Here is a 13,283-nt window from a genome sequence, read left to right on the forward strand (position 1 = left end):
TACATTATTAAAAAGATTTCACAATGATAGAAATGTTTATCAAAAGAAAAATATTATCATTAATCATCTCGGTTATGATAGTACTTTTAGGATTGCTGGCATTGTTCCAGCTTCCTATTACGCAGTTTCCGGATATCGTACCGCCCTCTGTAACGGTTACAGCAAAATATACGGGAGCGAATGCAGAGGTTTCTGCCAATGCCGTGGCGCTTCCGCTGGAACGTGCCATAAACGGTGTTCCGGGAATGACGTACATGTCGACCGTAACTTCTAACGATGGTTTAACGCTGATTCAGGTTTTCTTTGAAGTAGGAACCGATCCCGATTTAGCTGCCGTAAACGTGCAAAACCGTGTTACGACCATACTTGACGAACTTCCGGAAGAAGTAATTCGTGCCGGAGTTACCACAGAAAAAGAGGTAAACAGTATGCTGATGTACCTCAACATTACCAGTACCGATAAAACTCAGGATGAACAGTTTATCTTCAACTTTACCGATATTAATATTCTACAGGAATTAAAACGTATTGATGGTGTTGGGCGTGCTGAAATTATGGGTCAGAAAGAATATTCGATGCGTGTCTGGCTGGATCCGCAAAAGATGCTTTCGTACAATATTTCGGCAAATGAAGTGATCAATTCTCTTCAAAAACAAAACATTTCTGCTGCACCCGGAAAAGTTGGTGAAGGTTCAGGACAGCTTGACAATCAACTGCAGTATGTAATTAAATACGGCGGAAAATTCTTTGAACCAAAACAGTATGAAGAAATTCCGCTGAGAGCCAATTCAGACGGAACAATTTTACGATTGAAAGACATTTCGAACATTGAATTTGGTTCAATGAGTTACGGAATGGTTTCTAAAACCGATGGAAAACCTTCGGCATCTATAATGTTGAAACAACGTCCGGGTTCGAATGCATCTGAAGTTATTGCCAGCGTTAAAGAAAAAATGGCAGAATTAAAAGTATCTTCTTTTCCTCCCGGAATGGAATTTAATATTGCTTATGACGTTTCTCGTTTTCTTGATGCTTCTATCGACGAGGTTTTAAAAACGCTAATCGAAGCCTTTATTCTGGTTGCATTTGTGGTTTTCATCTTCCTTCAAGACTGGCGTTCGACTTTAATTCCGGTTTTGGCCGTTCCGGTTGCCTTAATTGGTTCATTTACTTTTATGTCGATGATGGGATTCTCAATCAACTTGCTAACCCTTTTTGCTTTAGTTCTCTCGATCGGAATTGTGGTTGATAACGCCATTGTCGTCGTCGAGGCCGTTCACGTTAAAATTTCCGAAGAACACATGGAGCCTCTGCCCGCCACGATAAGCGCGATGAAAGAAATTACTGGTGCCGTAATTGCGATTACCATTGTTATGGCTGCCGTATTTATTCCCGTAGCCTTTTTGAGTGGTCCGGTTGGGGTTTTCTACAGGCAGTTCTCCTTAACAATGGCAATTAGTATTGTCATTTCTGGAATCAACGCTCTTACGCTTACTCCTGCTTTATGTGCGATTATGCTGAAAGCACACGATCCGAACAAACAAAAAACATCCTTACTGGATAGATTCTTCCACCGATTCAATAAATGGTTTGATAATATAACTTCTAAATACATTAAAATACTGGTAAAATTTGCCGATCGTACTTCGATTACGGTTGGATTATTGGTTTTATTTTGTTTGTTTACGTGGGGAACGAGCAAGTTTCTTCCTTCCGGATTTATTCCGTCTGAAGATCAGGGAATGGTTTATGTAAACGTAACTACGCCTCAAGGAGCAACGGTAGAACGTACCGAAAAAGCATTAGACGAAGTAACTCGTCTTGCCAAAGGAATTAAAGGCGTAGACAACGTAACAACGCTTGCCGGATACAGTATTGTAACTGAAATCGCCGGAGCTTCGTACGGAATGGGAATGATCAACTTGAAAGACTGGAAAGAACGTGATATTTCGGTAAACCAATTTATTGCCAAACTGACCGAAAAAACAAGAGGCATTACAGATGCGCAGATCGAAATTTTCGCGCCGCCAACGGTTCCCGGATTTGGTAATACAAGTGGTTTTGAGCTTCGATTATTAGATAAATCTGGAGGAACTATTAACAATACCGATGAAGTAACCAAAAACTTCATAAAAGAACTGAATGCTTCGCCCGAAATACAAAACTCCTTTACAAGTTTTGATGCTACTTTCCCGCAGTATTTAATTCATATTGATTATGATCTTGCGGCTAAAAAAGGAATTTCGGTAGATAATGCAATGGCCACTTTACAGACTATGTTAGGTTCGTTTTATGCGACCAACTTTATCCGTTTCTCGCAGATGTATAAAGTAATGGTTCAGGCAAGTCCGCAGTTTAGAAAAAATCCCGAAAGTATTCTGGATATGTATTTAAAAAATGATGCAGGCGAAATGGTGCCATTTTCGACTTTTATAAAACTGGAACGCGTTTACGGACCAGAGGTTTTAACGCGCTACAATATGTACATGTCGGCAATGATTAACGGAGAACCTGCCGAAGGTTTCAGCTCTGGAGAAGCGATTGCTGCTGTTGAAAGAATTGCTGAAGAAAAACTCCCTAGCCGATTTGAACTCGAATGGTCGGGAATGACGCGTGAAGAAATTCTCTCCGGAAATCAGACTATTTACATTTTTGCCCTGTGTATTCTGTTTGTGTATTTGCTTCTTGCGGCGCAGTACGAAAGTTTACTGCTTCCGTTCCCGGTGTTATTAAGTCTGCCTGTTGGCGTTTTTGGTTCTTATCTTACTCTTTTAGCGGTAGGTTTAGACAACAATATTTATGCACAGGTCGCGCTCGTCATGTTAATTGGTCTGCTTGCCAAAAATGCCATCTTAATTGTGGAGTTTGCCATGGCAGAAAACAAATTAGGAAAAGACATTACCGAAGCAGCGATTGAAGGGGCGAGACTTCGTTTCAGACCTATTCTTATGACCTCATTTGCTTTTATTTCAGGATTGATTCCGTTGTGTATAGCCACCGGAGCAGGAGCAGTTGGAAACCGTTCGATTGGTACTGCTGCTGCCGGAGGAATGTTTATAGGAACCGTTTTTGGACTTGTAATTATTCCGGGGCTTTATATCCTGTTTGCCAAATTAGAAAAAGCAATGAATAAAAATTAAAACATGAAACAAGAAATTAATAGATATATCATCTGCGGAAGCGTTTTACTGCTTACCGCCTGCTCTGCTCCTAAAATCAACGATAATCTCGCAGCAAAACAACTGCCTGAAAATTTTGATTTAAAAAGAAAAAAAGCAGTCGACAGTCTGCAGAATTTTATTCCGCTTAAAACAGAAACGTATTTTAAAGATGTCAAACTGGAAAATCTTTTAAAGAAAGCTATTACCCAAAATCCTGACTATTTAATTGTGCAGGAAAGAATTTTAATTGCTAATTCTCACTTAAAAGTCGCTAAACTGGGACTTCTTCCTTCTTTGGATTTTGTTGCAGATGCTTCTGGAACTCATTATGGAAAATATACCATGGATGGTGTAGGGAATTTTGATACCAATTTTTCGCAAAATATTAATGAAAAACAAAGGATAAACGAAAATGTTTCTCCTAACCTCTTTTTAGGCGGAAAAGTTTCGTGGGAAGCTGATATCTGGGGAAAACTAAGCAATCGTAAAAAAGCCGCTCGTGAACGCTTTTTTGCTTCCCAGGAAGGAATGCGCTTACTGCAAACCCGATTGTTAAGCGATGTTGCCGATTTGTATTATAAACTGATTGCTTTAGATAAACAAGCTTTGATTTATGATAAAAACCTGAAAACGCAGCAAAAAGCACTTGATATTATCTCGGCGCAAAGATCTGTGGGGAAAGCTACAGAACTGGCTGTTCAGCAGTTTAATGCACAGAATAATAATATTTTGGCCGAAGCCGAACAACTGAATTTAAGCATTGATCAAACTGAAAAAGCATTATTAAATCTTTTAGGAGAATATGGCGGAAAAATCGACAGAAGCTCTGATTTTCTTTCCGGTCATCTTGAAGTATTAAATCAAAAAATAAGCGTAGATTCGATTATTCATAAAAGACCTGATGTATCTGAAGCGTATCACGAACTGCGTGCCTCAAATGCTGATGCAAAAGCAGCACGTGCAGCCTTTTTCCCGACTTTAAATTTGGGAGGTTATGTTGGATTTAATTCGTTTTCTTTCTCCACTTTCTTTGATAACGGATCGTTTGCCTGGCAATTACTTGGCGGTTTAACGGCTCCGGTTTTTAATAAAGGACAGATTAAACAGGAATTTTTTGTATCTAATAAAAGACAGCAGATTTCGTTTTTACACTATCAAAATACGATTACAACAGCGTATAATGAATTGAGTGCTTTACTGCACAGAACAGAATCTTTTGTTGATGTTTTGAAATATAAATCGAAAGAAATTGAACATCTGGAAATTGCCGTAAACGTTTCAAATGATTTGTATTTGAGCGGTTATGCCAATTATCTGGAAATTATTAATGCTCAAAAAAACAAACTGCAGGCCGAACTTGACTTTGTAGACATTCAATTAAAAAATGCAGAGTCACAGGTTTTATTGTACAAAGCTTTAGGAGGAGGAATTAACTAATCCTGAAGTAAACTGGTCGTAAACTTTAAATTAGTACTTAAAAAACTGTAGTTATAAATCCCACCCGTTTGAACGGGCGGGATTTTTTATTTTAAGAGTTACTTTGAAGCCAGCTCGTTTACTGTTAATTTTAAAATACTTCCATACGCAACAGCCGCTTTATGAACCTGAACAGTCCAATCTTCGGCAGCATTATCATCGGCTCCGTCAGATATATATTTTAAACATAAAAACGGAATATCCTCTTTCATGGCAATCATTGCTAATGCGTAAGATTCCATATCTACAACATCATAAATTGTTTCAGAATGCTGCATCTCAAAACTGTCACCCGTACCGCAGATTCCTAATGGAAGGCCTTCCATTTCTAAACCGTATTCTAAAACAGGCGGTAAACCGGATAATGGAGTTTCATATAATTCAAAACCCAATCCGCGTACGTCCATGTCTCTCTGAACAAATTTAGTACAGCAAACTACATCACCTTTTTTAAAATGAGTACTTCCTGCCGAACCAAGATTTACAATTAATGACGGTTTTTGTAATTGTATAGCTTTTGTTAATTCGTATGCCGCATTGACTTTGCCAATTCCGGTTATAAGCGCCGTATGCTCTTTAAAAACCTCTGCAGCTTCTGAGGCCAACGCAAAAGTGAAGAGAATATCTTTGAATGGATAGGTATGTTTGTCGTTTATTTTTATCATAAAAATTGAAGTGTTTTCTATGAGGCAAATATCGGGGATTTTGTTGTGAACTTTTAAAATAGGCAGGGCAAAAATTGTTTATTATGCTGTGCGAAAGTGGACACATTTTTGAATTTCAGTTGAATACTTTGGAGACGCAGATCAATTATAAGTTTCAATTTCCTTGTTTTTCAAAATTGTCCTAATTACACTGTATAAAACGCTTACATTCCAATCCTGATGATAATTATAACCGCGATTTAAATCCTGTGGATTCTCTATTGAATAAATAGAAAAATAAGTGTAATAGTTTTTAGTTCTAACATTTTCCCAAGGAATAGTTACTCTTTTCTGATTAAAGATTCCGCTGATATTTAATGAAATGTTATCTTTTGTAAAGTGAACATCTCCAATAGTAAATTCTTTACCATCATTGTACATATTTATATGCTGATTAATTATATCTGAAAAATAATAATCCCACAAGCCATCAACAATCTCAGCATACTGTTTATGAAGAATATCTCTTTTGCGTCCAAGATAAGACTTAAAAGTAATTTTTAAAATATTGTCTTTCTTATTGCCGATAAAAATTTGATATTCCCTCCCATAAGTAAATTCAAATTTAATCCATCGAATACCATATCTAAAGTCTTTTATTTCATCTTTCTGAAAAACTGTATTTAAATTCTCAGCAAAATCATTATTCTCAAATTTTAAGAAGTTTTGATTTAAAACTAATTTCCTTAAAGCATTATCACGAAAACCTCTTTTGATAAAAAATATTCTTTCTTCCATTTTCAATTATATAAACATTTGACACGTTTTCAATTTCTAAGTAACAAAAAAAATGCGCAAAGTCAGAGACATTTGCGCAGCTTTTTAGTTGAAGATTTCGTAAAGCTGGAAATCTTCTTTTGAAAAGATTTATTTTTTTATAAACTTTCCAGACTTATTGCCAAGTTTATAAATATAAACTCCATTCTGAAATCTGCTGATATCTATTTGAATTTCTTCGTTTGCATGGTTTTCTTCTAATATCTTTTTGCCATCTGCAGAAAATATCTGTAGTACCGAGGATTCGCCGCTATTATTTGCGTTCGAGATATTGATCGTATTGCTGCTTGGATTTGGGAATACAAAAGCTTTTTTTGTTAAAATATCCTGCTGTTGGGTTGATAACGTTCCTGTTAATCCATATACATCATAATCATATGAATTTGTAGCAGGATTTTGTTCTGAAGCCGCAAGAATCATTTTATAATTGTTTGAATTATCCTTAACTATTCCGGCATAATACTTACCTGCAAAACTCTGAAGAAGTACTCCAGTATCATTACATAAATATATTTTTCTATTATTAGTTTCCCCAATCTTGTATGACTTGTACAAAAACTCGATTTGATTATCATTATTGAAAAGCTTATCTGTTACAAAAATAAATTCTGAAAGAAAATGCCCCGAATCTAACGGAATTGTAAAAGATGTTTCAAGTACATGAGACTGATTGTAAATTTCGACTGTATTTGTTGTTCTGTTGAAAGTATAAAACTTTAACCCATTAGCGGTATTGATTCCAAGAACATTCGACATATTTAGATTTTGCACCCCAGAACTGTAAGTATGTTCTAAAGTTAACTGCGAATAAGAATAACTGTAAATAAAAAGGTTTGTTAATAATAAAAAAGTAATTTTCTTCATGAATTAAAATTATATAATTATCCTACTTTCAGTTATTTTAGAGTCGCTGTTTCGGTTTTCCGACTTAAAATTATTTAATTAACGATCAGTGTTTTGTCTTTTTTCTCTTTTGGTAAAAAATACCATCAGAATTTATTTGATTTGATTTGTTTCTCTATTAAAATTTTCTATGAGCTAAACTAAGAAAAGTATTTCAATTTTTCACCCATTTCCTTAAACTGCTGTGCAAATGTTTCTGACTCTGCACAGTTTCAAATATATCTAAAAACGCAGCCCTTCAAATCCCAACTTTAAAAATAATTCAGAAAATAGGTATCCGTTTTATTTCATCAAAAAATCATTAAAAAAATAAGGCACTTTTAGCACGTTTATAATTTCTAATAGCGGAAAAAAAACGCAAAGTCAGAAAGATTTGCGCAACTTTTTAGTTGAAGACTTTGGGGAGCGGGGTTTCTTTTTTTTATATGCTTTGTCGAGTCTCTCTGCGGGCACGGAAAGAATTTCCGCGCTATCGTTGTCTACATATCAGAGCGATCGGGTTACTGTGACGGTACTAAAATAGTAGAAAAAAGATTCAATATCACCACAGGTACATTTACGGCTATTCCCTAAACATGTAGCAACTCTATAAACAGTAAAAAGCCACTTCGTAATGAAGTGGCTTTTTTGATTTTATCTTTGAATACTCGTTTAATAGCTCTTTGCGGGCACGGTTTGCAAAACCGCTATCGTTTTCGACATATCCTAGCGGTTGGGTTGTTGGGAGAATTCAGCAGATGTTTACTCAGATTTTAATTATTAAGTCCTAACCTCAGAGAGTGCTCTGTCATTTATAAACTTTACCATCACACTGAAAATTAAAGCTTAGTATTGTATCTTTTTTATGAATACTAAATATCAACTCTCCTTTCTTTTTTATAATGGTATCACCAATTAATATTTGTTCTTTATAAAGTGCCCACCATCTACCGCTTATAGATGAATTACAATCACATTTTTTTTTAGTAATTGGATTAGTTCCATTATAATCAAAAACATCGTCTGTATTACTTGGAATCTTTTTCACCACTAAAAGACATTCGTCATTTCTGTAATTCTCTGCTGAAACATCACAATCATAAGTAGGTCCACAAGAAAATAGAAACAAACTTAAAAATAATAAAATAATACGTATTTTCATGATTTTTGATTTTTAAAATAATCTTTTTGTTGTAGTAACTCCATAATTGGCCCCCTGCTCCGCAAAGTCTTATTCACAACGCTGCGCAAATGTCTCTGACTTTGCGCCTTTCAAACAAATGTAATTAAAAACGTTCACGCCATAAAGTCTCTGACTTTAAAAAAAAAATTCTAAAATAAAAATGCTGTTAAGATTTGATCGGTAAAAGTCAGGAGACTTTTGACAGGTCTTTAGTATTTAAGCTACAAAAAAATTGCGCAAAGTCAGAGACATTTGCGCAGCTCTTTATAAGGAACTCTTCGGGGAGCGGGTTAATTGAACAATCTTTTCATTAATATCTAATTTGTAAGCTTGATTTGTATAATATTCTATAAAACGGTGAGAGCACATTTTACAATAGTACTGCTGCTTATTATTTTTTGTTCTCCCATTTTTAATAACCTTTTGCTCTTTACATTTTGGACAATTCATACCATCACTAACTTTGGAACACTATGTCGCATTTTTACTCATTTTAGCTCATTTAAGGCAATATTAAAACAAAAAAGATGAGCATTACTGCTCATCTTTAAATTATTTATCTCTAAAATTTATTCAATTTCAGAAAGTTAGAATTTCAAAATCTCATATCACTAACTTTGAAACACTACCCATTGGCGAGGTTTCTTCTTTTTTATATTCTTTGTCGATTATCTTTGCCGGTGCGAAGTCAGAGACATTCGCACAGCATTTCCATTAGAACTCTTCGAAGAGCTGGAGTGGCAAAAGCAATTTAAGGCTTATTAAAAGACAAAAATGAAAGAGACGACCTACCAGCCGTCTCTTTTCTATTCAATAATTTAAATTTAATATTCTTTTTCAGTCAGTTAAGTTGTTAAATTATAAAAACACCTAATCTGTAACACTACCGTAGTTTTTCTAGATATTATATTCGTTCAGAAAATTTAATTAAAAGCATTATCAACCATCACTTTTATTAAGTCAGCTAAACCGAAGTCCAATTTTTCTAAAATAACATCTTTTTTAGCATTTGGATTTTCACATATGTATATGGTTGGATTATCTAATTCTCTATGTCTATAGATAGCAAAACATATTTCTCCGTCAGAACCGATTATTAAATAGTCATTAAAAATTTCTGGTTTAAATTTAAACCAGTAGCTTGTTTCAGGATTGTTTATACGCTGTAAGTTTTCGGAAAAAGTTTTCTTTTCTTTTTCATCATAAATACTGTAAATTATCTTGTTATCAATTCTTAATCCGTTCGATTCTTCGTGATAAAGTTGCTTAAACACAGTAGGAAACTGAAAACCCAATTGTTTTTCAGCTTTATCTACTAAATTAATATCACAAGGTTTGATAAAGCCAATATCTCCTCCAAATTCATCATCTAATGATGACATTAAGTCTTTTAAATCATTAATCATTTATATCCATGTATTTTGTGTTCTGTTCTATGGTCTGCAGTATTTTTTAATTTGGCATCTTTATAACTATTTCCTGCTCCGCAAAGTCTTATTCACAACGCTGCGCAAATGTCTCTGACTTTGCGCCTTTCAAACAAATGTAATTAAAAACGTTCACGCCATAAAGTCTCTGACTTAAAAAAAAAAAATCTAAAATAAAAATGCTGTTAAGATTTGATCGGTAAAAGTCAGGAGACTTTTGACAGGTCTTAGTATTTAAGCTACAAAAAAATTGCGCAAAGTCATAGACATTTGCGCAGTTCTTTATAAGGAACTCTTCGGGGAGCGGGTTATTCAAATTCTAAAGCTATAATTTTTGAGTTACTAGATTTGATAATTATATTCATAGATACTGCCAATTTCTCAAAAACAAAGGCTTCTTTAATAACAATAACATTTCCAAATTCTTTCTCCTCTTTAAATTCAAAACCTTGAAATTGAGTTTTTTTAATCTTTCCAAATTCTTTCTCAACCTTGTTAAATAACCCTTCAATGTTTTTTGAATTAATACCTACGGTATTGTCAAAAAGCTTTACTAATTCATCATATTTTTGCAATTTTATTTCTTCAATTACATTACTAATAAATGGTTGAAGCTTTTCAACCTCATAAAGCTTTTCATTGGAGTATGAAAATTCTTCACTACTTCCATCAGATAAATTAATTTTTACCTTAATGTTGTCATATGCGTCTGTATTACTTAAATTTGAATAAAATAGGTACGCAATATTTGCAGAATGGCTTTTTAAATTACTCAAATCTATATTCAATAATTTACTTTTACTTATTTCTAACTCGAAATAAGATTCATTTTCACCATTTTTGAATATGATTCCTTTACTCTTTTTGCATTCACCATTATAAAAATTTAAAACCTGCTGAACAGCTTCCGTCTCGTTATTTATTAACTTATTTTGCTTACAGGAAATTAAACTTAAAAAAATTAAAATGATTATTCTTTTTTTCATTTTGATGTTATATTTTTTATTACGCACTATCTGTTATTCCAATTGAATACATTGAAAATAATACTAAAATGTAATATTCTAAGCCATTGGAATCATAAAAATTAAAATCGAAATATGTATCGGATTTTTTTTCGCTCTTTTCGATTTCTACTACACATTTTCCATCAATAAACATTTTCCCAATTACTTTTTTAAAAGGGTTACTTGCAAATTTTATTGAAATAGACTTGTTATCTACTATTAAATTGTAGTAAGAACCGTTATTTTTAAGATTTATTATTTTATCGAATTTTTGATATAGTATTTTTAGTTTCCAATACAAAAAAATAAATTCGGAACTATAAAACTCACAAATTATCTCATCTCCTTTATAAATGCTGCACCGATTCCTTGTTCCAAGCCATAATCGTTTTCTTTTAACGGTAAATAATAATTCTCCTTTAAAATAATATTCAGATTGGTTACTCGGGTGAAAAATAGCTCTATACATTTTTTATTCTTTAAATCCTGCCTTTACTGTTTTATTGCTCAAATCCAAAAATAAATCTTCAAGACAGCAGTAAAGATCACTAAACTTTTACTGAAACAGATTGTCCTGCGATTGAGTCGTTTCAGATGAGTTCTAAGTGTCAGATTCTTCCTTTCAATATGGTTTGTCCCGAAACGTTTAACAGAATGTAATTTTTCATCAATCAGATATCTGTAGTTTTTTAATCTGTCTGTAAATATCTTTTTAGCTTCGGATAGTTTTAAAGTCTCTAGAACATGACTTAATGTTTTATTAGTTCGTTTACCAACATTAAAACTCACAACTGTTTTAGAATTCTTTTCCAAGGCATAAACCAGCCAGATGTAATTTTTCTTGTGTCTGATATAAGTGCACATCTCATCGACTTCATAAGTTTTACCTCTGCTGATAATTGGCTTGGAAATATTTTTGGCAATAGAAACAATCCTTTTCAATAATGTTGTAGTAGAAATATTTAATATTCTTGCCGTACTTCTTATTCCTAAACCTTCTTTAGTTAATTGAATAATATTCTGGCTTATATCTCCTTTATAAGCCAGATATGCATAATTTTCAACTCTAGTTTTCCCGCATCCTCTGCAAATATACCTTTGATTACCAGATTTTGTCTTTCCATACTTTATCATGTTTGGAATGTCACCAACACATCTGAAACACCTAGTTTGGTTTGAACTCATTTTTTTCGATTTAAGACAATATAAAATAAAAAAACAACCCGAAGGTTGTTTAAATTTTTATGCGATATTAATATAAATCATTGATAATCTGTAAATGTATGATGCAATAATTAACCACCAACACATCTGATACATTACCGATTTTCTGTAGATGTTAATGTAATAATTAACCACAAACATATCTGATACATTACCCTATTCTTTTCCAATTGATGTATATTCTTGATTATAATTTCCATCATAAAACTGGATAATTTTTTTTAAATATGATAACATTTCATTTTTAGTGAATTTATATCTGGAAGAAAAATCCATAACTTCTTTTATTACGAATTCTATATCTTGAATATCCAAAATTTTATAGCTAGAATTTTCTTTTATTAGTATATGTTTCTCTGAATGACTTTGGAAAACGGATATGCTATATATACCAATCTTGTCAAATCCTATAATTCTTTTTTTATTTATCTCATTAATTAATACATAATCTAGGTTTTCTTTGACAAGGTTTTTGTTTAAAATTTCTTTCTTTAAAAAAAAAACAGTTACATCTTTCCTTATGGCCCCAATAAGACTATCACTGTCAACTTTTTGAGCATAACTACTTGTGAAACTAAAAATTAAAACAATTATTATCATTTTTTTATAAGTCATAACTATTCTTTTTTATTTTGATTTAAACTTTCTTGTATAATTTGATTAGAAATTTGTGTTGGATCTTTTTCATATTCATCTTCACTTGCATCCGTTGCGTATAAGACTATATTAGCGTCTGTAGTATGTTCTATTTCATGCCCTATAACTGCTGCTAGTATTTGAACAAAAGATAAGCCATTCACTTTTGTACCGTTAAGTTTACCTACCTCTCCGTTTTTATCAGCATCTGCCAAATTTCTAACAGTTTTCATAAACACTTTTATAGTAGATTTTTCAAATGAAATATCTTCAACTTTACCTGTCGCATCTGTTGCTACTACTGGGTTTCCGTTATCAGTTTTCCCTGCTTCTCCTTTCGGGCCTTCTCCATTATCTAATACAATTTCTGTAGGTTTAGCCGAGTTTACTAGTTTATCAAATTGTTCTTTACCAGTAGCAGTACTCTGAAGTGCTGCACCAATATTTTTATCATTTTTAGTAGCATATTCAGTGTAAGCACCTTTTCCCCCATTAGCTTTAGGATCATAAATTAAGTTTCCTGCACTATTTCTCCAATCATTTGGTGCCATTCCATCAGGATCAATAAATCTCATAGGATTATTAAAAGCATAATTATAAGGGCTAAACCTTCTCATTTTCTCTGATAATGGATCAATGTTCATCCAGCGTCCTAACGCTGGATCATAATTTCTTGCACCATAGTCGTAAAAGTTAAGCCCCAGCTCGTCTTGAAGCTCTTTTCCGTTGTACTTATACTTATAGGGTTCTGTAAACCTTTTTTATATAAAACAACCCCTTGCAAAAAATCTCCATATAAAGAACGT

11 protein-coding genes and 1 pseudogene are annotated in these 13,283 nt (G+C 33.2%); 2 read left to right on the plus strand and 10 right to left on the minus strand.

Annotated features, from left to right (window positions below; all coding sequences use genetic code 11):
• The first annotated feature begins 23 nt into the window (after positions 1 to 23).
• Complete coding sequence (locus tag L1276_RS02545; RefSeq protein ID WP_253785138.1) at positions 24 to 3,140, plus strand: efflux RND transporter permease subunit; 3,117 nt, start codon at positions 24 to 26, stop codon at positions 3,138 to 3,140.
• Positions 3,141 to 3,143: 3 nt separating this feature from the next.
• Positions 3,144 to 4,598: a TolC family protein gene (locus L1276_RS02550; protein ID WP_253785140.1), complete on the plus strand. Its 1,455-nt coding sequence runs from the start codon at positions 3,144 to 3,146 to the stop codon at positions 4,596 to 4,598.
• Between the two features lie 98 nt (positions 4,599 to 4,696).
• Here L1276_RS02550 and L1276_RS02555 read toward each other — a convergent pair whose 3' ends face one another.
• The 10 genes and pseudogenes from L1276_RS02555 to L1276_RS25330 form a co-directional block, all read right to left on the minus strand.
• Entirely contained in the window at positions 4,697 to 5,302 is a 606-nt protein-coding gene (locus tag L1276_RS02555; protein ID WP_253785142.1) for a nucleosidase, read from the minus strand.
• Between the two features lie 141 nt (positions 5,303 to 5,443).
• On the minus strand, positions 5,444 to 6,079 hold the full coding sequence (locus L1276_RS02560; RefSeq protein ID WP_253785143.1) for a hypothetical protein: 636 nt from the start codon (positions 6,077 to 6,079) through the stop codon (positions 5,444 to 5,446).
• A 129-nt stretch (positions 6,080 to 6,208) separates the two neighbouring features.
• On the minus strand, positions 6,209 to 6,982 hold the full coding sequence (locus L1276_RS02565) for a T9SS type A sorting domain-containing protein (RefSeq protein WP_253785145.1): 774 nt from the start codon (positions 6,980 to 6,982) through the stop codon (positions 6,209 to 6,211).
• Positions 6,983 to 7,808: 826 nt separating this feature from the next.
• Positions 7,809 to 8,162 (minus strand): hypothetical protein, encoded by a 354-nt coding sequence (locus L1276_RS02570; protein WP_253785147.1) that lies wholly within the window; start codon positions 8,160 to 8,162, stop codon positions 7,809 to 7,811.
• A 944-nt stretch (positions 8,163 to 9,106) separates the two neighbouring features.
• Entirely contained in the window at positions 9,107 to 9,565 is a 459-nt protein-coding gene (locus tag L1276_RS02575; RefSeq protein ID WP_253785149.1) for an SMI1/KNR4 family protein, read from the minus strand.
• Between the two features lie 353 nt (positions 9,566 to 9,918).
• Positions 9,919 to 10,596, minus strand: coding sequence for a hypothetical protein (locus L1276_RS02580; protein ID WP_253785151.1), 678 nt, complete (start codon positions 10,594 to 10,596; stop codon positions 9,919 to 9,921).
• Positions 10,597 to 10,615: 19 nt separating this feature from the next.
• Entirely contained in the window at positions 10,616 to 11,086 is a 471-nt protein-coding gene (locus L1276_RS02585; RefSeq protein ID WP_253785153.1) for a hypothetical protein, read from the minus strand.
• A gap of 38 nt (positions 11,087 to 11,124) precedes the next feature.
• Positions 11,125 to 11,802 (minus strand): IS1 family transposase, encoded by a 678-nt coding sequence (locus tag L1276_RS02590; protein WP_256527359.1) that lies wholly within the window; start codon positions 11,800 to 11,802, stop codon positions 11,125 to 11,127.
• A 195-nt stretch (positions 11,803 to 11,997) separates the two neighbouring features.
• Positions 11,998 to 12,456, minus strand: coding sequence for a hypothetical protein (locus L1276_RS02595; protein ID WP_253785157.1), 459 nt, complete (start codon positions 12,454 to 12,456; stop codon positions 11,998 to 12,000).
• A gap of 569 nt (positions 12,457 to 13,025) precedes the next feature.
• Positions 13,026 to 13,220, minus strand: a pseudogene (locus tag L1276_RS25330) (RHS repeat domain-containing protein); the annotation flags it as partial.
• Positions 13,221 to 13,283 lie beyond the last annotated feature (63 nt).

This window comes from Flavobacterium sp. HSC-32F16 (genome assembly GCF_024171645.1).
In the GTDB taxonomy this organism is placed as follows: Bacteria; Bacteroidota; Bacteroidia; order Flavobacteriales; family Flavobacteriaceae; genus Flavobacterium.

Excerpts from the sequence above, each read along its gene's own strand:
- L1276_RS02560 (WP_253785143.1), bottom strand. The coding sequence starts at position 6,079 with ATGGAAGAAAGAATATTTTTTATCAAAAGAGGTTTTCGTGATAATGCT.
- L1276_RS02545 (WP_253785138.1), top strand. The coding sequence starts at position 24 with ATGATAGAAATGTTTATCAAAAGAAAAATATTATCATTAATCATCTCG.
- L1276_RS02595 (WP_253785157.1), bottom strand. The coding sequence starts at position 12,456 with ATGACTTATAAAAAAATGATAATAATTGTTTTAATTTTTAGTTTCACA.
- L1276_RS02590 (WP_256527359.1), bottom strand. The coding sequence starts at position 11,802 with ATGAGTTCAAACCAAACTAGGTGTTTCAGATGTGTTGGTGACATTCCA.
- L1276_RS02550 (WP_253785140.1), top strand. The coding sequence starts at position 3,144 with ATGAAACAAGAAATTAATAGATATATCATCTGCGGAAGCGTTTTACTG.
- L1276_RS02585 (WP_253785153.1), bottom strand. The coding sequence starts at position 11,086 with ATGTATAGAGCTATTTTTCACCCGAGTAACCAATCTGAATATTATTTT.
- L1276_RS02580 (WP_253785151.1), bottom strand. The coding sequence starts at position 10,596 with ATGAAAAAAAGAATAATCATTTTAATTTTTTTAAGTTTAATTTCCTGT.
- L1276_RS02565 (WP_253785145.1), bottom strand. The coding sequence starts at position 6,982 with ATGAAGAAAATTACTTTTTTATTATTAACAAACCTTTTTATTTACAGT.
- L1276_RS02570 (WP_253785147.1), bottom strand. The coding sequence starts at position 8,162 with ATGAAAATACGTATTATTTTATTATTTTTAAGTTTGTTTCTATTTTCT.
- L1276_RS02555 (WP_253785142.1), bottom strand. The coding sequence starts at position 5,302 with ATGATAAAAATAAACGACAAACATACCTATCCATTCAAAGATATTCTC.
- L1276_RS02575 (WP_253785149.1), bottom strand. The coding sequence starts at position 9,565 with ATGTCATCATTAGATGATGAATTTGGAGGAGATATTGGCTTTATCAAA.